At 71.7% G+C, this 25,219-nt stretch carries 26 protein-coding genes; 16 read left to right on the forward strand and 10 right to left on the reverse strand.

Annotation, left to right across the window (positions count from 1 at the left end; translation table 11 throughout):
* Nucleotides 1-11 precede the first annotated feature (11 nt).
* Nucleotides 12-851, reverse strand: coding sequence for an SMP-30/gluconolactonase/LRE family protein (locus HHX37_RS01915; RefSeq protein ID WP_182884307.1), 840 nt, complete (start codon nt 849-851; stop codon nt 12-14).
* A 201-nt stretch (nt 852-1,052) separates the two neighbouring features.
* On the opposite strand from HHX37_RS01915, the gene HHX37_RS01920 reads away from it, so the two are divergent.
* A complete protein-coding gene (locus HHX37_RS01920) occupies nt 1,053-2,282 on the forward strand; it encodes a cytochrome P450 family protein (protein WP_182884308.1) in 1,230 nt (409 codons plus the stop codon).
* A 157-nt stretch (nt 2,283-2,439) separates the two neighbouring features.
* On the opposite strand, the gene HHX37_RS01925 is transcribed toward HHX37_RS01920, so the two are convergent.
* The gene (locus tag HHX37_RS01925; protein WP_182884309.1) at nt 2,440-4,224 is read right to left on the reverse strand and encodes a glycoside hydrolase family 27 protein; all 1,785 of its coding nucleotides are present in this window, start codon (nt 4,222-4,224) and stop codon (nt 2,440-2,442) included.
* 330 nt (nt 4,225-4,554) lie between these two features.
* Between HHX37_RS01925 and HHX37_RS01930 the strand changes: the two genes are divergently transcribed.
* Complete coding sequence (locus HHX37_RS01930; protein WP_138459675.1) at nt 4,555-5,256, forward strand: helix-turn-helix domain-containing protein; 702 nt, start codon at nt 4,555-4,557, stop codon at nt 5,254-5,256.
* A gap of 138 nt (nt 5,257-5,394) precedes the next feature.
* Nucleotides 5,395-5,943 (forward strand): dihydrofolate reductase family protein, encoded by a 549-nt coding sequence (locus HHX37_RS01935; protein WP_182884310.1) that lies wholly within the window; start codon nt 5,395-5,397, stop codon nt 5,941-5,943.
* 124 nt (nt 5,944-6,067) lie between these two features.
* Here the strand turns inward: HHX37_RS01935 and HHX37_RS01940 are convergent, their stop codons facing one another.
* Complete coding sequence (locus HHX37_RS01940; protein WP_111697492.1) at nt 6,068-6,514, reverse strand: Lrp/AsnC family transcriptional regulator; 447 nt, start codon at nt 6,512-6,514, stop codon at nt 6,068-6,070.
* Between the two features lie 92 nt (nt 6,515-6,606).
* Between HHX37_RS01940 and HHX37_RS01945 the strand changes: the two genes are divergently transcribed.
* The 3 genes from HHX37_RS01945 to HHX37_RS01955 are packed head-to-tail and all read left to right on the forward strand — an operon-like array spanning nt 6,607 to nt 8,789.
* Nucleotides 6,607-7,458, forward strand: a complete 852-nt coding sequence (locus HHX37_RS01945) for an LLM class flavin-dependent oxidoreductase (RefSeq protein WP_182884311.1) — start codon at nt 6,607-6,609, stop codon at nt 7,456-7,458.
* A complete protein-coding gene (locus tag HHX37_RS01950; protein WP_182884312.1) occupies nt 7,455-7,880 on the forward strand; it encodes a nucleoside deaminase in 426 nt (141 codons plus the stop codon). The genes HHX37_RS01945 and HHX37_RS01950 overlap by 4 nt, the downstream gene beginning before the upstream one ends.
* Before the next feature lie 33 nt (nt 7,881-7,913).
* Entirely contained in the window at nt 7,914-8,789 is an 876-nt protein-coding gene (locus HHX37_RS01955) for a DUF72 domain-containing protein (RefSeq protein WP_182884313.1), read from the forward strand.
* Between the two features lie 19 nt (nt 8,790-8,808).
* Here the strand turns inward: HHX37_RS01955 and HHX37_RS01960 are convergent, their stop codons facing one another.
* The 4 genes from HHX37_RS01960 to HHX37_RS01975 are packed head-to-tail and all read right to left on the reverse strand — an operon-like array spanning nt 8,809 to nt 11,798.
* Complete coding sequence (locus HHX37_RS01960; protein ID WP_182884314.1) at nt 8,809-9,963, reverse strand: methyltransferase; 1,155 nt, start codon at nt 9,961-9,963, stop codon at nt 8,809-8,811.
* 24 nt (nt 9,964-9,987) lie between these two features.
* Complete coding sequence (locus HHX37_RS01965) at nt 9,988-10,701, reverse strand: hypothetical protein (RefSeq protein WP_220502535.1); 714 nt, start codon at nt 10,699-10,701, stop codon at nt 9,988-9,990.
* A complete protein-coding gene (locus tag HHX37_RS01970; RefSeq protein ID WP_138459671.1) occupies nt 10,698-11,036 on the reverse strand; it encodes a PadR family transcriptional regulator in 339 nt (112 codons plus the stop codon). Before HHX37_RS01970 ends, HHX37_RS01965 begins: the two co-directional genes overlap by 4 nt.
* A gap of 30 nt (nt 11,037-11,066) precedes the next feature.
* Complete coding sequence (locus HHX37_RS01975; RefSeq protein WP_182884315.1) at nt 11,067-11,798, reverse strand: CPBP family intramembrane glutamic endopeptidase; 732 nt, start codon at nt 11,796-11,798, stop codon at nt 11,067-11,069.
* A 140-nt stretch (nt 11,799-11,938) separates the two neighbouring features.
* Between HHX37_RS01975 and HHX37_RS01980 the strand changes: the two genes are divergently transcribed.
* Both HHX37_RS01980 and HHX37_RS01985 read left to right on the forward strand, forming a co-directional pair.
* A complete protein-coding gene (locus HHX37_RS01980; protein ID WP_182873107.1) occupies nt 11,939-12,586 on the forward strand; it encodes a PadR family transcriptional regulator in 648 nt (215 codons plus the stop codon).
* A gap of 168 nt (nt 12,587-12,754) precedes the next feature.
* Nucleotides 12,755-13,423, forward strand: a complete 669-nt coding sequence (locus tag HHX37_RS01985) for a class I SAM-dependent methyltransferase (RefSeq protein ID WP_182881867.1) — start codon at nt 12,755-12,757, stop codon at nt 13,421-13,423.
* 52 nt (nt 13,424-13,475) lie between these two features.
* Here the strand turns inward: HHX37_RS01985 and HHX37_RS01990 are convergent, their stop codons facing one another.
* Nucleotides 13,476-14,732, reverse strand: a complete 1,257-nt coding sequence (locus HHX37_RS01990; RefSeq protein WP_182884316.1) for an MFS transporter — start codon at nt 14,730-14,732, stop codon at nt 13,476-13,478.
* 305 nt (nt 14,733-15,037) lie between these two features.
* Between HHX37_RS01990 and HHX37_RS01995 the strand changes: the two genes are divergently transcribed.
* The 5 genes from HHX37_RS01995 to HHX37_RS02015 all read left to right on the forward strand — a co-directional run bounded on the left by HHX37_RS01995 (nt 15,038) and on the right by HHX37_RS02015 (nt 21,604).
* Nucleotides 15,038-16,618 carry a PP2C family protein-serine/threonine phosphatase gene (locus HHX37_RS01995; RefSeq protein WP_182884317.1) on the forward strand — a complete coding sequence of 527 codons (1,581 nt, stop codon included), beginning with the start codon at nt 15,038-15,040 and terminating at the stop codon, nt 16,616-16,618.
* Nucleotides 16,618-17,007: an STAS domain-containing protein gene (locus HHX37_RS02000; RefSeq protein WP_111697504.1), complete on the forward strand. Its 390-nt coding sequence runs from the start codon at nt 16,618-16,620 to the stop codon at nt 17,005-17,007. Before HHX37_RS01995 ends, HHX37_RS02000 begins: the two co-directional genes overlap by 1 nt.
* A 185-nt stretch (nt 17,008-17,192) precedes the next feature.
* Nucleotides 17,193-17,666, forward strand: a complete 474-nt coding sequence (locus HHX37_RS02005) for a hypothetical protein (protein ID WP_182884318.1) — start codon at nt 17,193-17,195, stop codon at nt 17,664-17,666.
* A complete protein-coding gene (locus tag HHX37_RS02010) occupies nt 17,666-18,841 on the forward strand; it encodes a zinc-dependent alcohol dehydrogenase (protein ID WP_182882024.1) in 1,176 nt (391 codons plus the stop codon). The genes HHX37_RS02005 and HHX37_RS02010 overlap by 1 nt, the downstream gene beginning before the upstream one ends.
* Nucleotides 18,842-19,306: 465 nt before the next feature.
* A complete protein-coding gene (locus tag HHX37_RS02015; RefSeq protein ID WP_182884319.1) occupies nt 19,307-21,604 on the forward strand; it encodes a HelD family protein in 2,298 nt (765 codons plus the stop codon).
* Between the two features lie 105 nt (nt 21,605-21,709).
* On the opposite strand, the gene HHX37_RS02020 is transcribed toward HHX37_RS02015, so the two are convergent.
* On the reverse strand, nt 21,710-22,201 hold the full coding sequence (locus HHX37_RS02020; RefSeq protein ID WP_182881871.1) for a hypothetical protein: 492 nt from the start codon (nt 22,199-22,201) through the stop codon (nt 21,710-21,712).
* A gap of 153 nt (nt 22,202-22,354) precedes the next feature.
* On the opposite strand from HHX37_RS02020, the gene HHX37_RS02025 reads away from it, so the two are divergent.
* Together HHX37_RS02025 and HHX37_RS02030 are read left to right on the forward strand one after the other, a co-directional pair.
* Complete coding sequence (locus tag HHX37_RS02025) at nt 22,355-22,885, forward strand: peptidylprolyl isomerase (protein WP_111697509.1); 531 nt, start codon at nt 22,355-22,357, stop codon at nt 22,883-22,885.
* A 140-nt stretch (nt 22,886-23,025) separates the two neighbouring features.
* Nucleotides 23,026-23,892, forward strand: a complete 867-nt coding sequence (locus tag HHX37_RS02030; protein WP_182873098.1) for a rhomboid family intramembrane serine protease — start codon at nt 23,026-23,028, stop codon at nt 23,890-23,892.
* Nucleotides 23,893-24,016: 124 nt separating this feature from the next.
* Here the strand turns inward: HHX37_RS02030 and HHX37_RS02035 are convergent, their stop codons facing one another.
* Entirely contained in the window at nt 24,017-24,262 is a 246-nt protein-coding gene (locus tag HHX37_RS02035) for a cell division protein CrgA (RefSeq protein WP_111697511.1), read from the reverse strand.
* 243 nt (nt 24,263-24,505) lie between these two features.
* Here HHX37_RS02035 and HHX37_RS02040 point away from each other — a divergent pair, with 243 nt between their 5' ends.
* Nucleotides 24,506-25,069, forward strand: a complete 564-nt coding sequence (locus HHX37_RS02040) for an anthranilate synthase component II (RefSeq protein ID WP_307801145.1) — start codon at nt 24,506-24,508, stop codon at nt 25,067-25,069.
* The last annotated feature ends 150 nt before the right edge of the window (nt 25,070-25,219 follow it).

The raw sequence follows: 25,219 nt of genomic DNA on the forward strand, positions 1-25,219 counted from the left end.
GAATTCGTCGGTTATCGCCAGGCTGCGCCGGGGACTTCGACCTGGGTCGAGAGCACCTGGCCGGTTCCGGGTGGCACCATCTCGGGCATGCGCCACTCGGCCGCCAGGATGAACAGGGTCTTCCCGTCATCGCCGCCGAGCGCGCAGGCGAAGCATCCCCGGTCGACGTCGACGGTCTGCAGGACCTCTCCGCCCTCCCGGACCCGGACGCAGCGCCTGTTGCCGACGTCGGCGTACCAGACGGCGCCCTCGGCGTCGACGCAGATGCCGTCGGGGTGGTCCTCGCCGGTATCGGCCCAGACCCGGCGGCCCGCCAGGCCGCCGTCGGCCTCGATGTCGAAGGCGGTGAGCCGGTTGCCGTACGAGTCGGCGACGATCAGCGTCGAGCCGTCCCGCGTCACGGCCATGCCGTTGGGAAAGGCGATGTCGCCGGCGACCTGGCGGGCCGCACCGCCGGGGCCGACGTGCACGACGGACCCGGGGGCGAACGCCCCGCCGCCGGCCATGTCGAAGCCGATCCGGTTGACGTAGGTGTTGCCGCGGCCGTCGACGACGATCTCGTTCCAGCCGCGCCCGAGACCGGTGAGGTCCGTCTCGGCCACCAGGGAGCCGTCGGGTTCCCGTCGCAGCAGCAGCCCTCGCGCGGAGTCGAGGATCATCAGCCGCCCGTCCGCTCGCCACTCCATGCAGAGGGGGAGCGAGTCCACCCGGGCCACCACTTCGTGCTTGCCGTCGAGGTCGAGCGCGATCACCTCGTGCGCGGTCCAGTCGGAGAAGTAGAGGCGGCCGTCGTGCCAGCGTGGCGACTCGACCAGCCCGAGACCGGTGAGCCACGTACGCAGTTCCGGCATTGACGGCTCCCTCCGCGATGTCCGCTCCGCCGCCGGGCGACGACTCTCAGGGACGGTACGCGATCCCTACGACAGTTTCCGGGGCGCCGCCGGCGCCGAGAAGACACCGGGAAGACACCGCGACCGCTTCCCGCAGGTGTCACACATGGCCGGGCCGCCCGGTCGATGATGAGTATCCACAGCGCGATAAGGAGAAGTCACATGCCCGAGCTCCTCCCGTTCGTCATCGATCCCACCGGCGCCGACCGGCACGCCGAGTACCGGGCCCTGCGGGCTCGCGGCCCGGCCACTCCGGTGGACATCCTCGGCCTGCGCGCCTGGGCGGTCACCGACCCCGCCGTTCTCCGTACCCTTCTCACCAGCCCCGACGTCTCGAAGGACGGCCGTGCGCACTACCCGGCCTTCCAGGAGACGGCCGGCACGTGGCCGCTCGCCCTGTGGATACTGGTGGAGAACATGTTCACCGCGTACGGCGCGGATCACCGCAGGTTACGCCGGATGATCTCACCCGCCTTCAGCGCACGCCGCATCGCCGAGCTGAAGCCGATCGTCCGGTCCATCGTCACCGGGCTGGTCGACGGCCTCGCCGCGCTGCCCGCCGGCCAGGTGGTGGACCTGCGGGAGCGACTGGCGTTACCGCTGCCCATCGCGGTGATCGGCCACCTGATGGGCGTGCCGGAGGACCAGCGCGACGGGTTCCGGCAGATCGTCGACCGGGTCTTCGACAGCACGCTCACGCCCGAGCAGGCTCAGGCCAACACCGTGCGTCTCTACGAGCACATCGACCAGTTGATCGCGACCAAGCGCGCCGACCCCGGCGACGACCTGACCTCCTTCCTCATCGCCGCGCGTGACGAGGAGTCGGACGGCTCGGGATTCACCGACCAGGAGTTGCGCGACACGCTGGGCCTGATGATCAACGCGGGGTACGAGACGACCGTCAACGTCATCGACCAGGCCGTCTTCGCGATGCTGACGTCACCGGAACAGCTCCGTCTCGTCCGGACCGGCGAGGCCGCCTGGGAGGACGTGGTGGAGGAGACCCTTCGCCACGAGCCCGCCGTCAAGTACCTCCCGCTGCGCTTCGCCGTCACCGATCTCCGGCTGCCGGACGGCCAGGTCATCTCCGCGGGAGAGCCGATCCTCGCGGCGTACGGGGCCGCCAACCGGCACCCGGAGTGGCACGGGCCGGACGCCGACGCCTTCGACGTCACCCGCCGGGTCAAGGACCACCTGGCATTCGGATACGGCGTGCACTTCTGCCTCGGCGCGCCCCTGGCCCGGCTGGAGGTCGTGGAGGCCCTGCGTCAGCTTTTCGAGCGTTTCCCCGCCATGTCACTCGCGGTGCCGGCCGCCGAGTTGCGCCCGTTGCCCACCCTCATCAGCAACGGGCACAGGGCACTCCCCGTACGCCTGCGCGCCGCCGGATAGCCCGGCACAAGGGACACCCTGCCGTACGCCTTCGCCGGGACGGGGTCGTCTCCGGCGAAGGCGCGTCGGCGCGTCACCGCGTCACCGCGTCACCGCGTCACCGCGTCACCGCGTCACCGCGTCACCGCGTCACCGCGTCACCGCGTCACCGCGTCGTTCAGACGCGGGTCCACTTCTGGTTGTTCTGGCCGTTGCACGACCAGATCTGCACCTTGGTGCCGTTGGCGGTGCCGCTGCCGGACACGTCCAGGCACTTGTTCGCGCCGACGGCGGTGATGGTGCCGTCGGAGTTCAGGCGCCACTTCTGGTTGTTCTGCCCGTTGCAGTCCCAGATGATCACCGCGGTGCCGTCGGCGGTGCCGGCGTTGTTGACGTCCAGGCACTTGCTGCCGTAGACGCGCAGTTCACCGGCGCTGGTCGTCGCCCACTTCTGGTTGTTCTGGCCGTTGCAGTCCCAGATCAGCACCGTGGCGCCGTTCGACTGCGAGGCGCCGTTGACATCCAGGCAGCGGCCCGACGCCACACCCCTGATCGAACCCGTGGCCGGAGGCGTGGCGGTGGGCGTGGATGTGGGGGTGGCCGTAGGAGTCGCCGTGGGTGAGGCGGTGGTGCCGGTGACGGTGAGCAGGACCGCCTCGCGGGCGGGCACCGTGGTGGCGTAGCTGTTGGTGAAGGTCCCGGCGTCGGTCCCCGTCCACAGGTTCCGTACGGTGGCCGCCCCGCTCAGGCCGAGGTCCGACCAGCGGACGGTCATGGACGCGGACGAGGTGGTCCGGTTGAGCAGGAGCACGGCCCGGCGGCCGGTGCCGGAGAGCACCTTGCTGTAGACCTGGCGTCCGCTCTGGTCCTCGGCGACCTTCACGCCCTGCCGTCCGAGCGGGTCCTGGTCGACCGCGAGCACCTCCCGGTTGGTGAGGATCGCCCGGGTCTCCGCGCTCATCGTGGCGAGGTTGTTGCCGGCCAGCAACGGCGCCCCGGAGATCGCCCACAGGCCCATGTGCGTACGGTTCTGCGCGGCGGAGAAGCCGTTCATGCCGACGATGAGCATGTCGGGGTCGTTGTAGTGGCCGGGGCTCTGCGCGTTCGGGTGCTGGGCGGAGTCGAAGTTGGCCAGCATCCGGTCCATCGAGGCGTTCTCGCCCCAGTAGATGATGTCCCCGCTGGTGCGCCACATGGTGGAGATGGCCGGCGCCCAGTCCCACGGGTTCTGGGCGCCCCAGTTGCAGACCGACAGCACCATCGGCCGTCCGGTCTGCGCGGTGGCGCGGTCGATCGCGGCGCTGATCGCCTGGTAGGCGGTGCGGGCGTTGAGCCCCTCGGCCTGGCCGCCGCACCAGTCGACCTTCACGAAGTCGAAGCCCCAGCGGGAGAACTGCAGGAAGTCCTGGTCGTAGTGGCCCTCGCTGCCGCTGTTCGGGGCGGCCGGGCGGCCGGTCGGGTAGTAGTAACCGCAGCCGTTGCGACCGGCGTCGGTGTAGATGCCCGCCTTGAGGCCCTTGCTATGGATGTAGTCGGCGATCGCCTTCATCCCGCCGGGCCACTCGGCGGTGTCGACCGTGATGTTGCCGGAGGAGTCCCGCGTCCCCTGCCACCAGCCCTCGTCGATGTTGACGTATTCGTAGCCGGCGTCCTTCATCCCCGAGGACACCATCGCGTCCACCTGGGCCTTGATCACGTTGTAGTTGATCTGGGCGGCGAAGGTGTTCCAGGAGGCCCAGCCCAAGGGAGGCGTCGCCACGGCCGCGACGGCCGCGGCTGGCATGGCGACCGTTCGCGCCACGCCGTCCGGGACGGCCCATCCCGCCGACGCCAGGGCGAGGACCACGACCTGTACGGCGACGAGCAGCCGCGACAGGGGCCGGGTGAGAAACGGCGCCGGGGCCGGGTGACCATTCCCGGCGTCGTCGGAACGGCGTCGCCGTACGGGTCCGCGTAGTCGCATCGTGCCTCCTCGTCTCTGAGGTGCTCGTGCCGGTGCGGCTCGGCGAGTGGGGAAGCGCGGCGTTCCACTCACTTCGCGGCTGACCGGCTGAGCCAGAGTTCGGTCTGGTGTTAGCGTTAACATTGCTGTGCCAGCACCTTCCCCCGATGGAGAGGCAGGTGGTGGTGGTGCCGAAGGGAGCGAATACGACATCTCGGGCACCGTCAAGTCTCCGGTCACCCGTCCCGCCCGGCTCCCTGCTGCGGCGTCCCCGCCGTCCCGCCGGGGGTGAAACGTTCATGTGCGGTAAGCTCCCGGCGCCGTCGGTGACAGGACAAGGGGGAAGGCGAGATGGCTCTGGAGATCGAGAGCCGGCCGTCCGACTCGCCGTACATCGAGCGGGTGTGGCGGAGCACCAGCCAGGACGTCAGCGAGATGACGTCCGTGGCGACGGCGCACTGGGACCTGGTCTTCTGGGAACACCGTGGGCAGGTCAGCGTGTCCGTGCAGGGCCCGGAGACGAGGGCGGCACGGGCCTCCGTGCCCGAGGACGCGACGTTCTTCGGGATCGTCTTCGCGCTCGGCACCTCGATGCCGCATCTTCCGGCGAACCGCCTCGTCGACGCCTCGGCGGAGATACCCGACGCGACCCGCAGGACGTTCCACCTCAAGGGGTCCGCCTGGTGCCTTCCGGACTACGACAACGCCGAGATGTTCGTGCGCCGCATGGTCCGCGAGGACGTCCTGGCCTGTGACCCGGTCGTCGCCGCGGTGCTCGACGGCGCGTCGCCGGACCTGTCGGAGCGCACCCTCCAGCGGCGCTTCCTCGCGGCGACCGGCCTCACCCGCGGCGCGGTCCGGCAGATCGAGCGTGCCCGGCGGGCGGCCGTGCTGATCCGGGAGGGCGTGCCCGCGACCGAGGTGGTCCACCGGCTCGGCTACTTCGACCAGCCGCATCTGGCGAGGTCACTGGCCCGTTACGTCGGGCAGACCGCCACGCGGTTGGGCGAGCGCGATCCGGTGGAGCCGCTGTCGCTTCTGTACAAGACCTGATTGCCGCCGCTCTCCTAATCTTCCCTTCGCGGCCGTCGTAACGGCCGCGAAGGGTCTCGCGGCCGTCGTGACGGCGAAGGGTCTCGCGGCCGGCATGAACGGGGCGCCGCCGAGGAAGAGGAAAAGGGGAGCAGAGCAATGGCGAAGATCGTTTCGAGTTTCTTCATCTCGCTGGACGGCGTGGTCGAGTCGCCGGACCAGTGGCACTTCCCGTACTGGAGCGACGAGATGGGCGCCGTCGTCCAGGCGGGCATGCAGAACGCCGCGGGCTTCCTGATGGGCCGCAGGCTGTACGACGAGTGGTCCGCCTACTGGACGACGACCGACCAGGACCCCGAGGTGGCGGCGGCGTTCAACAACTCCCGCAAGTGGGTCGTGTCGAACACCCTGGAGAGGGCGGACTGGTCCAACACCACCCTCGTCTCCGGTGACGTCGCGGGCAGGCTGCGCGAACTCAAGGAACAGACCACCGAAGGCGACATCCAGATGTCCGGCAGCGCGACGACCGTGCGATGGCTGCTGGCCAACGGGCTGCTCGACGAGCTGCACCTGCTGGTCCACCCGATCGTCGTCGGCCGCGGCCACCGGCTGTTCGAGGACACCCCGACGCACAAGCTGAAGCTGGTCGGCTCCGAGACGTTCAAGACCGGGGTGCTGCACCTGACCTACGTCCCCGACGCCGGCTGACCGCCGTCCGCCGACCGGCGCCCGCCGCACGCGCCGCCGTGGAGCGGATCTTTTGATCAGGGCGGCGCGCCGCAGACGGCCCGGGGTGTCCGTCGCGCCGGACTCGCCCGCCGCTGTGCCGTTTTCAGGTGGCGTGCGGGCCGCGATACTGGAGCGTCTCGCTGTAGACGATGTTGGTGGTGGTGCTGCCGAACCGCGCCAGCTCGTCCACGACCTTCTCCAGGTGGGCCATGGAGGTGGCCGCGACCTTGAGCGTGTAGCAGTCATCGCCGGTGGTGCGCAGGCACTCCAGGATCTCCATGCGCTCGCCCAGCAGCCGGTGCAGCGGCTCGTGCCTGCTGCCCGGATACTTGAGCCGCACCACGGCGAGCACGGCGTATCCGGCCTGCCCCAGATCGACGACGGCGCGGTAACCCCTGATGACGCCGACCGCCTCCAGCCGGCGCACCCGCTCGGTCGTCGCGGAGGCGCTCAGGCTCACCCGCCGGGCCAGCTCGGTGAGCGGTACGCGGCCGTCGCGTTGCAGCTCGGCGAGGATGGACCAGTCCGTCGCGTCAAGACTCTCGGCCATTCGCCGAATCTACCGGGGAATCCACGGCGGAACGACCTTCAAGCAGGGAATTCTTCCTTCCCGATGGCGTGGCCGCACAATAGCCTGGACCGGTGAAACTAGGTGTCAACGTCCCGAACTTCGGGCCGGGCACCCGGCCGGACGTGCTGCGCGGCTGGGCGGAGACGGCGGAGGATCTCGGGTTCGACCTGCTCATGGTCTCCGATCACGTCGTCGTGACCCCCGATGTCGCCGGGCAGTATCCGGCGCCGTTCTACGAGCCGTTCACCACGCTGTCCTGGCTGGCCGGGATCACCACGAGGATCGGGCTCGGCACCACCGTGCTCATCGTGCCCTACCGGCACCCGCTGCTCACGGCCCGGATTGCGGCCAACCTCCAGCAGCTCAGCGGAGGCCGCCTGACCCTCGGGGTGGGCGTGGGCTGGGCGCGGCAGGAGTTCGAGGCGCTCGGCGTGCCGTACGAGCGGCGCGGCGCGCTGACCGACGAGCACCTGCGGGCGATCCGCCGGGCGTGGCGGGACGAGGAGGACTACCGGGCCGGGCACATCCCGATCTGGATCGGCGGCGGCAGCGACGCCGCCCTCCGCAGGGCGGTGCTCCTCGGCGACGCGTGGCACCCGCTGCGCTTCACCCTCCCGTGGCTGGACGAGCGGATGGACCGGCTGGCCGCCATCGCGGCGGGCCTGGGGCGTCCCGCCCCCGCGTTCGCCCCGCGCATCCTGCTGCGGCTCACCGACACCCCCGTGAAGGGCGCGGAACGCCGGGCCGGCGAGGGCACCGTCGGCCAGGTCCTCGACGACCTGGAACGGCTGCGCCTCCTCGGCGCCGAGACTGTCCTGCTCGATCCCTTCGGCGGGGACCCCGATGAGACAAACCATCCGGAGGCGGCCTGGCGCATGCTCGCTACGGTGGCCGCCGCCCGTACGAGAACGGAGCACCCGTGACACCGGACGAAGAAAACCTCCTCCGCAGGGCGATCGAGTTGGCCACGGCGGCCCGGGAGGATGGGAACCCGCCGTTCGGCTCGCTGCTCGTGGGCCCGGACGGCGGCGTCCTCGCCGAGGAGTGCAACACCTCGCTCACGGATTCGGACATAACCGCCCATCCGGAGTTGAAGCTCGCGCGCTGGGCCGCCCGCGAGCTCGACCCCGCCACCGCGGCCGGCACGACCATGTTCACGAGCTGCCAGCCGTGTGGCATGTGCGCGGGGGCCATCGAGCGCTCCGGGCTCGGCCGTGTCGTCTTCGCGCTCTCCACCGAGCAACTCGGCACGCTGAAGCCGCCGACCGGCCCGTCGTCCTTCCGTCAGGAGGGGCCGGCGTTGTTCGACGAGGCGCGGGTCCCCGTCGAGGGCTACTACACCTGACGATTTCCGGTGACGCTTCGATAGCGTCGGGGCATGCGGCTTCATGTGGGATGCGCGATGTGGACGCACAAGCCGTGGCAGGGGCGCCTCCTGCCGCATCCGCTCCCGCCCGGGGAGCGCCTGCGGGCCTACGCGACCTGGTGCAACGCGGTGGAGGGCAACACAACCTTCTACGCGACGCCCGCGCGGGCCACGGTGGAGACCTGGGCCGGGCAGACCGGCCCGGACTTCCGCTTCGTGGTCAAGCTGCCCAAGTCGATCACCCACGAACGCCGTCTCACCGGCGCCGAGGACGAGGTGCGCGCGTTCTTCGACGCGATCGAACCGCTGGGGCCGCGCGCCCACATGCTGTGGATCCAGCTTCCCGGCTCGTTCGGGCCCGCCGACGCCGGGGTCCTCGGGACCTTCCTCGCCCGGCTTCCCCGTTCCCACCGGTACGGCGTGGAGGTGCGGCACCGCGCGTTCTTCGACGATCCGCGGGCCGTACGGCTGCTGGAGGCCGTCCTGGCGGGGGCCGGTGCGGAGTGGATCCCGTTCGACACGACCGTGCTGTTCACGAGCCCGCCGACCAGCGACGCCGAGCGCGACGCCTGGACGAAGAAGCCGCGCGTGCCCCTGCGCACCAGGGCCCTCACCGACCGGCCGGTGGTCCGCTATCTCGGCCGCGACGACCAGGCGCGTACGGTCGAGGGCTGGCGCCACTGGGTAGACACCGTGGCCGGGTGGCTGCGCGAGGGCCGCTCCCCGACGGTGTTCGTGCACACTCCCGACAACGCCGACGCGCCGGTGCTCGCCCGCCTGTTCCACGACGCGGTACGGGCCGAGGTGCCCGGCGTCGAGCCACTGCCGGAACCGCTGTCCGGGCAACTCGGCGAGAAAGCCCAGGACGAGCCGCTCACCCTGTTCTGATCACCCGCGACGGCCCGCGTCACTTCTTGACGGCCCTCAGCAGGACGAACCTCGGGTCGCTCGCCACGACCTCGCAGTTGCCGAAGAGCCTGCGCAGCTTGACGTGGTAGCCGAGGTGGCGGTTGCCCACCACCCACAGTTCGCCGCCCCGCCGCAGCCCGGCGCGGGCGCCGTTGAACATCCGCCAGGCGGTCGCGTCGGTCCGGCCGCGGTGGCTGTGGAACGGCGGGTTGTTGAGCACCAGGTCCGCCGTGCCCGGCGGGAAACCGGCCATGCCGTCGGCCGCCGTGAACCGCGCGACCGCGCCCGCCGGGGTGTTCGCCAGGAACGTCGCCTCCGCCGAGGCCAGCGCCTGGTACGACTCGTCGACGAACGTCACCTCGGCGTCCTGGTTGGACAGCGCCGCGGCGAGCCCGATCACCCCGTTGCCGCAGCCGAGGTCGACGACGTGCTCCGCCCCCGTACGCGTGGGCAGGTTGCGGAGGAGCAGACGGGTGCCCGCGTCGAGGCGGTCGGCGCTGAAGACCCCGGCGTGGCTCACGACGGTCAGGCCGGAGACCACCCCGGCGTCGGCGGGCAGGCGGAGGCTCCGCGGCCACGGATCGTCCTTCCGGAGCGGCCCGGGTTCCGGCGCGCAGAAGATCAGCCGGGCCTTCCTCACGGCCAGGGAGGTCCTGGTCGGCCCGAGGATGCGTTCGAACAGCCGTAGCGTCGAGGTGTGGATCTCGGTGACCATCCCCGCCCCGACGACCACGGTGCCGGGACGCACGGCCGGGGCGAGGCGGTGCAGTTGGTCCTCCAGGAGCGCGAGACTCTTCGGCACCCGGACCAGCAGCACGTCGATCCGCTCCGGCGGCGCCTCCCTGGTGGTGAGCAGCCGTACGGCGTCGGCGGGCAGGTCGTTGCGCTCCAGGTTGGCGACGGTCGCCCGGCGGCCGAGGAAGGAGTCGCTGATCTGGATCGGGCCGTGCCCGGCGAGCGCGGTTACCAGGGCGCCCCACCGGTCGCCCAGCACGACCACGTTCCCCGACAGGTCCACCGGCCCGTCCTCGCGCTCGTCGAGATGACGCAGCAGGTATTCGTCGGCGGCGTCCCACGCGCGCAGTGGGTCGCGGGGATCCTCGGGGAAGCGGGCGAGGCAGAAGTCCCCGCGCGCTGTCGTCAGGCGCTCCATCGCGCCCCAGGCTAGTGCCCCCGCTCAGTCGCGGCGGCGCGCGTTCCACCACAGCACCAGCGCCAGGACCGCGATCGCGGTGCAGCCTCCGACGGCCATCCCGGCGAAGAAGCCCGCCCCATCGCCGCCTTCGGACCGCCCCCACAGGGCCCACAGCGCGACCAGGACGATCAGGAGCGCGGCCGTCACGGCATAGAACCGACGGCTGAAGAAGATGCTCCGCCCCGGGGCCGCGGGCGGGGAGTCGATCTGCGCGGCCGGTCCCACGCTGGCGGCCTTGGGCCGTTTGAAGTACCCGAAGCAGACCCAGGTGCCGCAGGGCTCCCAGCCCTCGGGCGCCAACCGCTCGGCGAGCGCCCGAGCGCCTCCTGGTGTCACCCGTTCCCTGCGGTACTCCCACCGCTGCGGACGCTCCGGGTCGCGGTGGCTGACGAACCTGCCGAGGGAGTCGACCCGGTCGACCTCCCAGCCCTGGTCGCCGAGCCGGGCCAGCATCTGCCGGTCGGCGAAGACGTCGGCGGTCCACCGCCACTCGGTCGCGTCCGCCGCGTCGGCCTCGGGCGAGCGCGCCGCCAGGAGCTGCTCCGCGAACCCGCCGACCGGCCCGAACTCCTCCTCCGGGTCCGCGCCGGTCTCGGCGGCGTACGACGTGAGGTCGGCGACCATGGCCTCGGCCTGCTCGCCCGGCACGCCGCCGGCGCGCAGCAGCGCGGTGAGTTCGTCGAGGTAGCCGGTCACTTCAGCCCTCCCGAGGCCAGCATGGTGCGTACTGACTCGTCGAACGCCAGCCACAGGCGGCCCTGCTCGGCGAGCGTCTGGCGGCCCTGCTCCGTCAGCCGGTAGTAGCGCCGCCCGGGGCCGCGCTCGGTCACCCGGAACTCGGCCGACACCAGGCCCGCCTCCTCCAGCCGGTTGAGCACGGGATACAGCGTGCCGCCCCTGATCTGGCCGAGTCCCGAGGCGGCGAGCATCTTGGCGATCTCGTAGCCGTAGTTCTCGCCCTCGGTCAGGCTGGCCAGCACCAGCAGATCGAGGACTCCCTTGAGCCAGCTCGCCCGGCGGTCGGTCGCCATGAGCTCATCCTCGCACGGTAGCGGTGCTACCTAGGCGGCGTGGCCGACCTTCTCCGGTGGGGGCGCGGGCACGAGCACCAGGCCCCGGACGTCGATCAGGACGTGCGCCACGATCGGCAGCAGCAGGCTGTCGGTGGCCAGGTACATCGCGGTGAACCAGAGACCGAGGAGGGCCACTCCGGCCATCCCCCTCCAGCCCTGGTAGAGGTGTCCCGCCACGAACACCGCCAGGGCGAGAACCGCGGCCACGTTCGGGTTCAGGCCCAGGACCCCGACGCCGAGCGCGATGAGCAGGCCGCGGTAGACGACCTCCTCGCAGACGCCCGCGGTGACCGCCATCGCGACGGCGTGCCACCGCTCGGCGGGGGTGCGCGGCAGCAGTGCCGCCACGGCCTCCTGACCCGGTATGGCACGGCCGGACCGGGACGCGTGGCGGAGCGCCAGGGAGCCGGCCAGCAGGGCGCCCCCCAGGCTGGCGGTCATCACCGCGACCTTCCCGAAGTCGTCGGGCCGGGTGAAGCCCAGGTCACGGAGGCCGGCGTCCGGCGACAGCGCCAGGATCAGCGCCGTCACGGCGATCCAGGCCCACTCCTCGCCGATCCAGATCCGGTACGCCCGCACGAGAGCCCGGGGGTCGTCGGCGCGACACCGCGCCAGGCGGTCGTACTGGCGCCGGCCGAGCCAGGGGGAGGCGAAGGCCAGATAGGCCGTCAGCGGCACCGCCAGAAACAGGCTCGGGACCGTGAAGCTCGGAACGGTCATGACCAGCTGCCCTTTCTACATCAGGTGACGATCTAGACGATAATGCGAGCTAGTTAGGAATGCAACCTAATGGACCCTCGACGTCCGCGATACTCGTCTGCGTATACTCGTCCACGAGTAGCAGAGACGAGGTGAGGGCGATGGCCGGGCGACGGAAGGTGAACAACCTGCTGGGCCTGGCGGTGCTGTCGACGGTCGTCCAGCGCCCCATGCATCCGTACGAGATGGCCACCCTGATGCGGGCCCGCGGCAAGGACCGCGACATGGGCGTCAAGTGGGGGTCGCTCTACACGGTGGTGCGCAACCTGGAGAAGCACGGGTTCCTGGAGGTGGCGGGAACCGTGCGCGAGGGGGCGCACCCCGAGCGCACGATCTACCGCATCACCGACGCCGGGCGGGCCGAGATGGCCGACTGGGTACGCGACCTGATCGCGGACCCCGAGCCCGAGCGGCCGAGGTTCGAGGCCGCCCTCTCGGTGTGCGGAGTGCTTCCGCCGGAGGAGCTGACCGGCCTGCTGCGGCGCCGGCTGGCCCGGCTGGAGGAGGACGTCGCCGCGCAGCGGGAGGCCCTCGCCGAGTGGCGCCGGGAGACGCCGCGGCTGTTCCTCGTCGAGGCGGAGTACGACCTGGCCGTCCGCGAGGCGGAGGCCGCGTGGATCCGGTCCTTCGTCGAGGAACTGACCAGTGGGGCCTTCCCCGACCTGCCCATGTGGCGGGCCTGGCACGAGTCGGGGCGGATGCCGCCCGAGATGGCCGAACTCGCCGAAAGGGGCCTCACCTCGGACTGAACCCCATGAGCGAACCCCGGCGTGGTGCGGGAACACCTCGCCGGGGTCGCGACCCTCGAACCGAAACCCGCGGACGGATCCGGTCGCAAGGTTGGCAACCGCAAGGATAGCCGGGCTCCCTCCACGGGCCGGTTCGGACACCCGTACGAACCGACACCGGAGAAGACCATGGAGAAGATCACACAGAAGCAGGCGGCCGGCATGGAGGGCGCGGTGGCCCGGTGGTACGCCCGCCAGCGCGCCTCCGCACCCCAGCTGGCCGCCGTACGGCGGTTCGCGGCGGAGGTCACGGCGGGGCTGCCCGCGGGGGCGGCCGTCCTGGAGGTGGCCCCCGGCCCGGGTCACCTGGCCGTCGAGACGGCCCGGCTCGGGTTCGCGGTGACCGGGCTCGACCTCAGCCGCACGTTCGTGGAGATCGCGGCCGGCAACGCCCGCCGGGCGGGGGTGCACGTCGACGTGCTGCGGGGCGACGCCGCCGACCTCCCCTTCCCCGACGGCTCCTTCGACCTGGTCGTCTGCCAGGCCGCCTTCAAGAACTTCGGGCGGCCCGTGCGCGCCCTCGACGAGATGCACCGGGTGCTGCGCCCCGGCGGCCGGGCGGTGATCCAGGACATGAGCCGGGAGGCGTCCCGGGCCGCCGTCGACGAGGAGATCAGGGGCATGGGGCTCACGCCGCTGAACGCCCTCATGACGAAGGTGCCGCTGCTCGCGCTGCGCCGCCGCGCCTACTCCCGGGACCTGTTCGCCCGCCTCGCCGCCGAGAGCGCGTTCGGGACCTGCGAGATCCGTACGGAGGGCATCAGCGTCGAGGTCCGGCTGACCAGACCGGCCCGGTAGGCCGCGTGGCCCGGGGCGGGGCCTGGAGCGCCCCGCCCCGGAGCACGCGCGGTCAGGACGAGGCCGGTACGGGCGTGGTCTCCTCCTCGGCGACCCGCAGTCCGCGCACGCCGGGGGCCAGGAGCGCCGCCAGCGTGACCATGACGATGATCGCGCCGCAGGCGACCAGCGCCGGCCGCGGCCCCACCCCGATGGCCACCGGCCCGGCCACCAGCAGGCCGAGCGGCCCGAACATGAGAGACCCGAGCGCGTCGTAGGAGCTCACCCGCGACAGCGACTCGGCCGGGATCTCGCGCTGCATCGTGGTCTGCCACAGCACGCCGAAGATGTCGAAGCACACCCCCATCACGAACGCCCCGCCCACGACCGTCCACAGCGGCGCGTCCAGGCCGAGCAGCACGTACGGCGCGGCGGTGGGCAGTGTGAGCAGCGTGGCGACCAGGATGGGCCGCCGGGGGCGCAGGCGCAGCGTGACGACCACCCCCACGATCATGCCGACGGCCTCGCCCGCGAGGACGGCCGACCACGCGGGCGCCCCGCCGAGGGACTCCTTGGCGACGAGCGGCCCGAGCACGCCGTGGGCGGCCTGCAGCGCCATGACCAGGACCGAGAACTGGGCGACGACCACCCACAGCCACTGGCGGGAGACGAACTCGCGCCAGCCGTCCCGCAGTTCGGCCAGCACCGAGTGCCCGCCGCCCGCCGTCCGTTCGGCCGGCGTGAGCCGCAGCAGCGCGACCAGTACGGCGGCCACGGCGAACATCGCCCCGCTCACGGTCAGCGCCCAGCCGCTCCCCAGCAGGACCACGGCGGCGCCGCTCAGCACCAGGCCGGCCACGCGGGAGACGTTCTGGCCCAGCCCCAGCAGCGCGTTCGCGGTCTGCAGCCGGTCGGCGGGCACCACGTCCGGGATGATGCCGGTCAGGGCGGGGAACAGGGCCGCGGCGGCGATGCCGCTCACCGCGCTCGCGATCACGAGGGCGGGCAGCGGCGTCCAGCCGGTGAGCATCATCGCGGCCAGGCAGAAGTACGCCGCCGCGTTGAGCGACTCGCCCACCATCATGACCCGGTGACGCGGCAGCCGGTCGGCGATCACGCCGCCGACGAGGATGAACAGCACCATCGGCAGCGCCTCGGCGGTGAGCACGGCCGACAGCGTCGTGGCGGTCGCGCCGGGGAGGCCGAGCACGCCGAAGGCGAGGGCCACCGGCGCGAAGGCGGTGCCGAGCACGGAGATCGTGCGGGCCGCCAGCAGCAGGGCGAACCGCCGATCTCCGAGCAGGCCGAGATCGCGGCGGACGCCATTCATGTGAGAACTCCGAGAGACGGGCCGGCGGTGGAGAAGGGTGCACGGGGAGGAGGGGTGCACAGGATGAGGTGACAGTCCATCGTGCCGCTCCCGGACGCGCCCGTCACCTCATTTACCGCCGCGTTCACCGCTGCCGGAGACTCCCGCCCCGCTCACCTCGGTAGATCCGTCGGGGCTTTCCGGGGGGAGACCAAGTGGGGCCCAGCACCTATCCTTGGCGGGGAGGGGTAGTCTCGGCGGGAAGACAAGAGGGATCCTTCCGACAGTCCGCTCTTGTGCCCTGGTGGAAGGTGGACGGCGGGTTCATGGGTGGAGGTGATCGCATTCTGCGGCTGACCCCTGTGAACAGTTCGCCCGACGGGTCCGGCGAACTCCCGCGGGAAGCCGTCACCGCCCTCGTGCAGGCCACGCTCGACGCGATGCCGACCCAGGGCGTCTGGCAGCTGCCGATCCGCGACCCGGCCGGCGTCGTCGTCGACTTCGAGGTGCTCGCGGCGAGCCCGGAGGCCCGCGACATCAAGGACCGGGTCGGCAAGGAACTCGTCGGCCTGCGCATGCTGCAGGGATACCCCAGCGTCGCCGGCTCCCCGCTCTGGGAGGCCTGCCTGCGGGTCGTGTCGACCGGGGAGGCCGAGGACGTCGATCCCTACGTCCACCGGGAGGACGACGACGGCGTTCCCTACCTGTCCACCTACAGCGTCCGCGTGGCCCCGTTGCAGGGCGGCATCTTCCTGTCCTGGGTGCGTCACGACAGGGAGGAGCGGCTGGCCGCCCGGCTGCTGCACACCGAGCGCCTCGGTCACCTGGGCTGGGGTCACTGGAGCCTGGTGACGGGCGAGGTCGAGTGGTCCGACCAGCTCTACGTCATCCACGGGCGCGACCCGGCCGACGGCCCGTTCCCCCTGGAGTACTACCGCGAGATCGCCCACCCCGACGACGTGCCCGTCGTCGACCACGCGCTCTCCACGCTCATCGAGAACGGCGGGCCGCACGAGTTCGAGCTGCGCATCCGCGTCGGCCGGGAGCACCGGCACATCAGGGCCACGGCCGAGGTCACCAGGGACGCGGCGGGGCGGCCCGTCGAGATCCACGGCGTGCTCCAGGACGTCACCGACTGGCGCCGGACCGCCGACGAGCTGGCCGAGGTCAGCCAGCGGCTGGAGGAGGAGTCGCAGCTCACCGCGCGCCTGCAGAGCATCATCCTCCCGGTGCAGGACGCCGTGCCCGGGCTGCAGCTCGGCGTACGCTACTTCCCCGCAGAGACGGCCCCGCTGGGCGGCGACTGGTACCAGGCCATCCACCTCGACAACGAGGAGGCGCTGCTGGCCGTCGGCGACGTCGCCGGGCACGGCCTGGCCGCCGCCTCCGCCATGGCGAAGCTGCGGCACGCGATCACCGGGCTGGCCTTCGCCGACCACGACCCGGCGCAGATTCTGGTCGCGCTGAACCGGCTGCTGCGGCGGATGCGGCCCGACGTGCTCGCCACGGCGGTGGTGGCGCGTTACCGGGTCGAGGACCGCACGCTCACGTGGACCCACGCGGGCCACCCTCCGATGCTGCTGGTGCGGGGTGACAAGGTGCACCGGCTGCTGCATCCCGGAGTCCTCCTCGGGGTCTTCGAGAGCGTGAGCTACACGTGCGCACAGATCCGGCTGGAGCCGGACGACCTGCTTCTGATGTTCACCGACGGTCTCATCGAACGACCGGGCCGGGACCTGTTCGAGGGTCTGGACATCCTCAGCGAGGCCATTGCGGAGGTGGTGCCGAAGGTGCCTCCGGACGAGAGGGTGGCGGCCGTCATGGGGGTCCTCGCTCCGAGCAACACCGGTGACGACACCTGCATCCTCGCCGCGCGCATCATGCCGAACGCTTTGGAAGTGTCCTGATGTCCGAACTCCATATCTCGACAGAGCCGATCACGCCCGACGCCGGAGACAGTGGGAGCAGCGGCATCCTCGGAGTGGTGACGGTGCGGGGGACGCTCGACTTCATCACCCACGAGACGGCCTCCGGGCTCTTCGACAAGGCCTTCGCGCAGTACGGGCCGCACCTGGTCATGGACCTCCTGGGGCTCGACTTCCTCGACTCCAGGGCGACCGGCCTGCTGGTGAGCTGCTGGAAGCGCGCACTCGACGAAGGGGGCTGGCTGGCTCTCGTCGCGCTGGAGAAGGGCGCCGCGCGCGCCCTGTGGATCACTGGCCTGGCGTCCCACGTTCCGGTCTTCCCCACCGTCGAGGCCGCCCTCGCCGCCGCTCCGCCGCGCGCCGCCCAGTAGGCCCCCACGACAGGCCCTCGCGACCGGCCTGGGGTCACCGGAGCCTCCGCGAGCCGATCCAAGACCTCCCCAACTCCTCCTCACGTGCCGCCACGGGCGGGATAGGGCCACAGGGCCCGGGTAAGCACCCCCACAGGACGGCCGGGCCGGGGAGCGGAGCCTGGGGGCCTGGAGGGGGCGAGGTCATGAGACGTCTCATCGCCGCCGCGGCACTCGCGGCCGCGGGCCTCGGAGCGGCGCGATGGGCGGCGGCACGCGGCCGGAGGCCCGTCCCGGCGAGGGACCCCCTCGCGGCCGGCCGCTGGCTCGGCGTCACGATCAACCGGCCGCCCGAGGAGGTCGCCCCCGGCGAGAGGCTGCCCGAGCCGCTGACCCGCGTGGACGCGGAGGTGCGGATGAACCGGGCGCCGGGCGGCCGGGGCACGGAACTCTACGCCCGCCCGAGGGGGCGTACGGCGCGGGCCGAAGGCGCCCTGACCCGGCTGCGCGGCGAGGACTCCCGCACGGCGGTCCGTACGGCGCTGCGCGAGGCGAAGTCCCTGCTGGAGACGGGCGACGTGCTGCGGTCGGACGAGGAGATCGCCACCACCCGGCCCACCCTGCCGGGGAAGGTCCTCGACCTGGCGCTCGGCCGGGCGTCGGAAGGGGGACGGCTGTGATGAAGGCGGTCTGCTGGCAGGGCGTGAACGAGCTGTCGGTCGAGCGGGTGCCCGACCCCGCGATCCTCAATGCCCAGGACGCGATCGTGAAGGTGACGGCCAGCACCACCTGCGGCTCCGACCTGCACCTGCTCGGCGGTCACATCCCGGCCATGCGGGCGGGTGACGTCATCGGGCACGAGTTCCTCGGCGAGATCGTGGAGACCGGCCCGGAGGTGACCCGGCACCGGCCGGGCGACCGGGTGGTGGTCTGCTCGATCATCGGCTGCGGGCGCTGCTGGTCGTGCCGGCACGGCGACTGGTCCCTGTGTGAGAACAGCAATCCCAACCCGGGCATCACGGACCTGATGTGGGGCGGGTCGACGGCCGGGATCTTCGGCTACTCCCACGCGATGGGGGGCTTCAGAGGCAGCCACGCCGAGTACGTCCGGGTGCCCTTCGCCGACCACAACGCGTTCACCGTGCCCGAGGGCGTCTCCGACATGGACGCCGTGTTCGCCTCCGACGCCGTCCCGACGGGATGGATGGGAGCCGACCTCGGCGGCGTACGGCCGGGCGACGTGGTCGCGGTGTGGGGCTGCGGCGGCGTCGGCCAGATGGCCGCCAGAGCCGCGATGCTCCTCGGCGCCGAACGGGTCGTCGCGATCGACCGCTACCCCGAACGGCTGGCCATGACCACCCGCCACGTCGGCTGCGAGGTGGTCGACTACACGACCACCGACGTCGTCTCCGAACTGCGCGAGCGCACCGGCGGGCGGGGACCCGACGTGTGCATCGAGGCCGTCGGCATGGAGGCGGACAGCACCGGCCTGCAGCGCGTTTACGACGGGGTCAAGCAGCGGCTCCGCCTGGAGCAGGACCGCCCGGCCGCCGTACGGGAGGCGATCCACGCCTGCCGCAAGGGCGGCTCGGTGTTCGTGCTCGGCGTCTTCGCCGGGTTCGTGGACAAGTTCCCGCTCGGCGCGCTGATGAACAAGGGCCTCACACTGCGGGGCGCGCAGCAGCACGGCCAGCGGTACATCCCGAAGCTGCTCGAACTGATCGGCAGGGGGGACCTGAAGCCGTCCCACCTCGCCACGCACACCATGACGCTCGACGAGGGGCCCAGGGGCTACGACCTGTTCAAGAACAAGAAGGACGGCTGCGTGCGGGCCGTGTTCCGCCCCTGGATCTGAGACTCCGGACCCGGCGCGGGCGGGCGTTAAGACGGCCCGCCGTCCCCTGATGGGACGGCGGGCGCGCGATCTCAGCGTACGGCTGGGGCGGCCAGCCGTTCCGCCTCCTGGTGCAGCGCCTCGATGAGGACGAACTCCAGCCGGAGCTCCTCGTCCACGAGGCTGTCGAGGACGTCCATCCGGGCCTCCTTGTTTCCAAGACGTCCCGCGGTACGCGGTGGTTCACCGGGCGCCCGCACGAATCCGGAACGGGACGCGGGCGGCTCCTCCGCCGCGAGAACGGCTACCCAGAAGAGGCGCGGTCTCACTCACATCCGTCACACAGATCGACTGCGGCATCAGGGGTGGCCGAGAAGAAGCGGAAAAGAGCCGGAAGGCAGGCGGGAAACGGCCGGGCATGGCCTATAGTGAGAGGTTCGAAAATATCTGAAAAACAGATTCCCTCGTTAGGAGTTTATCACAGGAATGAGTGATCGTCAACCGGACGCCGCTCGCGCCGAGGCCCTGCGGCGTGAACAGGAGTACGTCTCCATGCTGTACGAACGTCTCGACGTCGCCCGCGACCGGGCCGGCCGCGGGATGCGCGACGTTCTGGCCCGGGGCGCCTCGGGCACCAGGCAGGCGCTCGTGGAGCGGGAGGTGACGGCGGCCGAGCACGCCGACCGCCTCGCGCGGTTGTCGGCCGTCGAACGCGGCCTCTGCTTCGGCCGCGTCGACGACGGCGATGGCCGCGCTCTCTACATCGGACGTGTCGGGCTCCGCGACGACGACCACACGTCCGTGCTGGTGGACTGGCGGGCACCGGCCGCACGCCCCTTCTACGTCGCCACCCCCGGCGACCCCGAGGGTCTCGTACGCCGCCGTCACCTCCACATCCGGGACCGCAGGGTCGTCCGGATCGACGACGAGGTCTTCGACCTCGACCGGATGGCCGACGCCGACCGCCGTACGCTCGTCGGCGAGGCGGCCCTGCTCGCGGCGCTGCGGCGGGGGCGCACCGGACGCATGGGCGAGGTCGTCGCGACGATCCAGCGGGAGCAGGACCGGGTGATCCGCTCGGGCCTGGCCGGGGCGCTGGTCGTGCAGGGCGGGCCGGGCACCGGCAAGACCGTCGCCGCCCTGCACCGCGCGGCGTACCTGCTCTACACGCACCGCGACACGCTGGAACGGCGCGGCATCCTCGTCGTCGCGCCCAACGCGACCTTCTCCCGGTACATCGGCCAGGTGCTCCCGGCGCTGGGCGAGACCCAGGTGGTGCTCACCAGCCTGGGCGGGCTCCACCCCGGCGTGCGGGCCGAGGCCGAGGACGCGCCCGCCGCCGCCGTCGTGAAGGGCGACCCGCGCATGGTCCGGGTGATAGAGGAGGCCGTACGGGACCGGGAGCGGGTGCCGGAGGGCGACCTGGAGGTGCGGATCCCCGTCCGCACCTCCCTGCGCGGCGGTGTGGAGGTGGTGGTCGAGGAGATGACGCTGCGGGTGGATCACGCCACCTGCCTGCGGGCCCGGGACCACGCCCGCGGCCTGCGGCGGCCGCACAACATCGCCCGCTGGGCCTTCGTCCGCCGGATCCTGCCGGCGCTGGCGCGCGACGAGGCCGAGCGGCTCGACCGGCCCTTGGAGGACGGCGACCTCCGGTACGCCGCCACGGCCCTGTGGGAGCACCGGCCGGTGCGCGACGCGCTCGACGCCCTGTGGCCGGAGATCAGCCCGGAGCGGCTCGTACGCGAGCTTCTGTCCGACGAGGAGCGGCTGCGCGCCGCCGCCGGGCCGCACCTGACGGAGGACGAGCGCGCGGTGCTGCTGCGGCCACGGGAGGCGCCCTGGACCATCGGCGACGTGCCGCTGCTCGACGAGGCCGCCGAACTGCTCGGCGAGCACGACCACGGGGCGGAGGCGAGACGGCGCCGCGCGGAGGAGGAGCGGCGCGAGGAGGAGCTGTACGCCAGGGAGGTCCTCACGATCACCGACGCCGCCTCGGTGCTGGACGCGGCCTCGCTGGCCGGCCGCAACCGCGACGACGGGCCGTACGTCACGACCGCGGACCGGGCCGCACGCGACCGCACCTGGGCGTACGGACACGTGATCGTGGACGAGGCGCAGGAGCTGTCGGCGATGGCGTGGCGGACGGTGATGCGGCGGGTCCCGGCCCGCTCCCTGACGGTCGTGGGCGACATCGCGCAGACCGGCGCGGCCGCCGGCGCCCGGTCCTGGGGCGAGATGCTCGACCCGTACGTGAAGGGGCGCTGGCGGGAGGAGCGCCTGCTGGTCAACTACCGCACCCCGGCGGAGATCATGGAGGTGGCCGCGGACGTGCTGCGGGCGGTGGAGCCCGGGCAGGCGCCGCCCGAGTCGGTCAGGCACGGCGGCGCCCGCCCCCGCGCCGTACCGGCCGCCGGGACAGATCTGCGGCGGCTGGTGGACGCGGAACTGCGTGAGATCGGGGAGGGGGGTGAGATCGGGGAGGGACGGGTGGGCGTCATCACGCCGGACGCCCGGCACGCCGAGATCGGCGCGCTTTTTCCCGAGGCCGTCGATCCGCTGGACAGCAGGGTGGCCGTCCTGACCGTGCGCGGCTCCAAAGGCCTGGAGTTCGACGCCGTGGTCGTGGTCGACCCCGAGGGCATCCTGCGTCAGTCCCCCAAGGGAGGCCAGGATCTGTACGTCGCGACCACGCGGGCGACGCGGCGGCTGACCGTGGTCCACGAGGGCGCGCTGCCCGCCATGCTGCACCGCCTGGAACCCGCCGCGCCGCCGGTGACGTAGCGGCGGCCGGGCGGAGCCCGCGGGGCTCCGGACACGCGAACGGCCGGCGTGGAGGACGCCGGCCGTATCAGCGCAGGTGTGCCGCGCACAGCGCGGCCACCGGTTTCAGGACATCTTCCCCGAGATCTCGTCGGCGGCCTTGTCGGCCTTCTCTCCGACCTCCTCGGCCTTGTCTCCCACCCACCTGCCGGCGTCGGCACCCGTGTGCCGCACACTGTCCCGCATCGTGTCGGCCCACTTCTGGGCGTTGTTGCGGTACATCGCCACTCCGGCCGCGCCGATCGCGACACCGCTGAGCAGCGCGACGACGGGCCAGCGCCGCCGGGTGCGCCGGGTGACGGTCGACACCTCGATCCGGCGGGCCAACTCGCTCAGGAACGCGCTGACGATCGGAGCGATCTGCTCCTCGACCGACTGCGCCGCCTGGTCGAGCTTCGGCGCCGCCCAGACTCTGGCGTCCTCGATCCGGTGCGTGGCGAGGTCTCTGGCGTTCTCCGCCATCGGACTCACCCGCCCGCCGGCCTTCATCGCCTGATCTCTCACCCTGCTCAGCCACGTCTGCGGGATGATCACTTCGGCACGGCGCTTTCTGTTCATTGTCAGGGACACGATCAACCTCCCCAATCGACAGGGGCCCCGGACCGTCCCCTTCCCGGATGGTCGGGGCTCAATCACGGGCGGTGCTTGAAGGCATGCTCGATACCCTGTGATCCGGACAACTAACACGAGCAACCTAAGGGGGCGGCCCTCGTGGCTGACAACCTCATCGCGAACCTGCGCACGAACCACGGCACGATCCGGGTCCGGCTCTTCCCCAACAAGGCGCCGAAGACGGTGCGCAACTTCGTCGAACTCGCGGAGGGCACCCGTGAGTGGACCCACCCCGAGACCGGCGAGAAGACGACCGCCAAGCTGTACGACGGCACCATCTTCCACCGGGTGATCAATGGCTTCATGATCCAGGGCGGCGACCCGCTCGGGCAGGGCGTCGGCGGCCCGGGATACAGCTTCGACGACGAGATCCACCCGGAGAACCAGTTCAACCGGCCCTACCTGCTCGCCATGGCGAACGCCGGCAAGCGGTTCGGCAAGGGCACCAACGGGTCCCAGTTCTTCATCACCGTCTCGCCGACGCCGCACCTGAACCAGGGCCACACGATCTTCGGCGAGGTGATCGAGGGCACCGAGGTCGTCGACGCGATCGCCAAGACCCCCACCGCCCGGGGCGACCGGCCCGTCAACGACGTGGTCCTCGAAGAGGTCACCATCGAGCGGTCCTGACGCTTCCGGCGATCACGGCGCATAGCGTCCGGCGATCACGGCGCCCCGGCCGCGCGAACGCGCGCGGCCGGGGCGTTTCCGGCTTATAGGCTGGCTGTCGTGGATGTGCCCGCACCGGGACCCGCCCCAGGAAGGATTCCATGACCTCCCAGCCTCCGCCGCCCCCGCAGCCGGGGGCGCACGCCGTACCCACCTGCTACCGGCACCCCGAGCGCGAGACCTACGTCCGCTGCCAGCGCTGTGCGCGCCCGATCTGCCCCGACTGCATGCGTGAGGCGGCGGTCGGCCACCAGTGCCCCGAATGCGTCCAGGAGGGCAACCGGGAGGTCCGGCAGGCCCGCACGACCTTCGGCGGCGCGGTCGTCGCCGCGCCCCGCGTCACCTGGGCGCTGCTCGCCCTCAACGTGCTCGCGTACGCGGCCGAGGTCGTGAACCAGAACGAGGTCATCCAGCGGTTCGCCATGTACTCGCTGGGCGTCCACCTGGGCGAGTGGTGGCGCCTGATCACCGGCGCCTTCCTGCACTCGCCGCCGCCGTCGTTCTGGCACATCCTGTTCAACATGTGGGCGCTGTACGTCATCGGGCCCGAACTGGAGCGCAGGCTCGGCTCGGCCCGGTTCGCGGCGCTCTACCTGCTGTCGGCGCTCGGCGGCTCGGTCGCCATCTACCTGTTCGGCACCGTGGCGGTCGGCGCGTCCGGAGCCATCTACGGCCTGTTCGGCGCGTTGTTCGTGGTCTCCCGCAAACTCGGGTACGACGCCCGGGGCGTCCTGTGGCTGATCGGGATCAACGTGGTGCTCACGTTCGTCGTGCCCGGCATCAGCTGGCAGGGGCACCTCGGCGGGCTGCTGACCGGCACCCTGGTCGCGGCGGGCTTCGCCTACGCGCCCCGCGGCAACCGCGTACTCGTCCAGGTCGGCGTCGCGGCGGTCGTGCTGGTGGCGCTGGTCCTGCTCGTCACCGCGCTTCCGCCGTACGGATATCCTCCGGTGGGCATCCGCACCTGAGCGCGTCGCGCGTCTGACCTGGTCGGCCGGGCCTCGCCGTACGGGAGCGGGCCCGGCGGATCGACCGCGCGTCGCACTTTACCCACAGCCTGTGGACAAAGACTGTGGAAAAAATCTCAAACGGCTAACGCCACTTGGTGGACAGCACGACACCCACGATGATGAGCCCGAACCCGATCAGCAGGTTCCAGTTGGCCAGCGCGGAGATACCGGGAACGTTCGGCGCGATGTAGTAGACCGCGATCCAGACGATGCCGACGATCCAGCAGGCCACCATCAGAGGGGCGAGCCAGCGGGGGCTGACCTTCACCGTCTGCGTCTTCTGCGGCGGCGTGTAGACGGGCTTCTTGCGAATCTTCGACTTGGGCACGGGAGCGTCTCCTGGTGGGTACCCGCGCGGTCGTGCGGGCTGGTGTCAATAGCGTAGTCGCCATGGCGGCGAAGTCCCGAGCAAGGATAGTCGGCGCGGGCCCGCCGGGGCGATCCCCGTACGGCATTGCCTTAGGCTGAAAGTCCGATTTCTCCACACCCGAGAACGCCGAACGAGCTGATGACGCAGCCGGAGACAGAGCGGGAGACACAGCGAACGGCACCGCACGGCGCGCCGCCGAGGGTGCTGGTCGTGGACAACCACGACAGCTTCGTCCACACGATCGTGCAGTACCTGCGTGGTCTCGGCGCGGACTGCGACGTGCGGCCGCGCGACCGGGTCACGGTGGGCGACGCCGACGGATTCGACGGCGTGCTCGTCTCGCCCGGCCCCGGCACGCCCGAGGAGGCCGGCGTGTCCGTCCCCCTCGTGCGGCACTGCGCCGGGCGCGGCCTGCCGCTGCTGGGGGTCTGCCTCGGGCACCAGGCCATCGCCGTCGCGTACGGCGCGGTGGTGAGCCGCGCCCCCGAGTTGATGCACGGCAGGACCAGCCCGGTCCGGCACGACGGGCGGGGGGTCTTCGCGGAGATCCCCTCGCCGGTCACGATGACGCGTTACCACTCGCTCGCCGTGGTCCCGCGGACCGTGCCGGACGCGCTGGAGGTCACCGCCACCACCCCTGACGGCGTCATCATGGGCCTGCGTCACCGCGCCGCCCCCGTCGAGGGCGTCCAGTTCCATCCCGAGTCGGTCGTGTCCGAACACGGCCACCGGCTTCTCGGAAACTGGCTCGCGCGGATCGTGTAACGCTTTCCGCTCTTGTTACGAAGACCAAAGTGAGGGCTTCCGCCATTGCCCCCGAGTGGCGGAAGCCCTTCTCGCGTGTACGGGCCGTTTCCGCCCGATCTCTCAGCCGCACCCGGTCTGCCCGCCGCGCCGTGCCTGCCGCGTGCGGCG

Origin of the sequence: Microbispora sp. H10885 (assembly GCF_014161415.1) — a bacterium.
Taxonomy (GTDB): Bacteria; Actinomycetota; Actinomycetes; order Streptosporangiales; family Streptosporangiaceae; genus Microbispora; species Microbispora triticiradicis.

Excerpts from the sequence above, each read along its gene's own strand:
- HHX37_RS01925 (WP_182884309.1), bottom strand. The coding sequence starts at position 4,224 with ATGCGACTACGCGGACCCGTACGGCGACGCCGTTCCGACGACGCCGGG.
- HHX37_RS01915 (WP_182884307.1), bottom strand. The coding sequence starts at position 851 with ATGCCGGAACTGCGTACGTGGCTCACCGGTCTCGGGCTGGTCGAGTCG.
- HHX37_RS01990 (WP_182884316.1), bottom strand. The coding sequence starts at position 14,732 with ATGAATGGCGTCCGCCGCGATCTCGGCCTGCTCGGAGATCGGCGGTTC.
- HHX37_RS01940 (WP_111697492.1), bottom strand. The coding sequence starts at position 6,514 with ATGGCCGAGAGTCTTGACGCGACGGACTGGTCCATCCTCGCCGAGCTG.
- HHX37_RS01975 (WP_182884315.1), bottom strand. The coding sequence starts at position 11,798 with ATGACCGTTCCGAGCTTCACGGTCCCGAGCCTGTTTCTGGCGGTGCCG.
- HHX37_RS01935 (WP_182884310.1), top strand. The coding sequence starts at position 5,395 with ATGGCGAAGATCGTTTCGAGTTTCTTCATCTCGCTGGACGGCGTGGTC.
- HHX37_RS02015 (WP_182884319.1), top strand. The coding sequence starts at position 19,307 with ATGAGTGATCGTCAACCGGACGCCGCTCGCGCCGAGGCCCTGCGGCGT.
- HHX37_RS01955 (WP_182884313.1), top strand. The coding sequence starts at position 7,914 with ATGCGGCTTCATGTGGGATGCGCGATGTGGACGCACAAGCCGTGGCAG.
- HHX37_RS01980 (WP_182873107.1), top strand. The coding sequence starts at position 11,939 with ATGGCCGGGCGACGGAAGGTGAACAACCTGCTGGGCCTGGCGGTGCTG.
- HHX37_RS01930 (WP_138459675.1), top strand. The coding sequence starts at position 4,555 with ATGGCTCTGGAGATCGAGAGCCGGCCGTCCGACTCGCCGTACATCGAG.
- HHX37_RS01920 (WP_182884308.1), top strand. The coding sequence starts at position 1,053 with ATGCCCGAGCTCCTCCCGTTCGTCATCGATCCCACCGGCGCCGACCGG.
- HHX37_RS02000 (WP_111697504.1), top strand. The coding sequence starts at position 16,618 with ATGTCCGAACTCCATATCTCGACAGAGCCGATCACGCCCGACGCCGGA.
- HHX37_RS01985 (WP_182881867.1), top strand. The coding sequence starts at position 12,755 with ATGGAGAAGATCACACAGAAGCAGGCGGCCGGCATGGAGGGCGCGGTG.
- HHX37_RS02005 (WP_182884318.1), top strand. The coding sequence starts at position 17,193 with ATGAGACGTCTCATCGCCGCCGCGGCACTCGCGGCCGCGGGCCTCGGA.
- HHX37_RS02030 (WP_182873098.1), top strand. The coding sequence starts at position 23,026 with ATGACCTCCCAGCCTCCGCCGCCCCCGCAGCCGGGGGCGCACGCCGTA.
- HHX37_RS01995 (WP_182884317.1), top strand. The coding sequence starts at position 15,038 with ATGGGTGGAGGTGATCGCATTCTGCGGCTGACCCCTGTGAACAGTTCG.
- HHX37_RS02020 (WP_182881871.1), bottom strand. The coding sequence starts at position 22,201 with ATGAACAGAAAGCGCCGTGCCGAAGTGATCATCCCGCAGACGTGGCTG.
- HHX37_RS01960 (WP_182884314.1), bottom strand. The coding sequence starts at position 9,963 with ATGGAGCGCCTGACGACAGCGCGCGGGGACTTCTGCCTCGCCCGCTTC.
- HHX37_RS01970 (WP_138459671.1), bottom strand. The coding sequence starts at position 11,036 with ATGGCGACCGACCGCCGGGCGAGCTGGCTCAAGGGAGTCCTCGATCTG.
- HHX37_RS02010 (WP_182882024.1), top strand. The coding sequence starts at position 17,666 with ATGAAGGCGGTCTGCTGGCAGGGCGTGAACGAGCTGTCGGTCGAGCGG.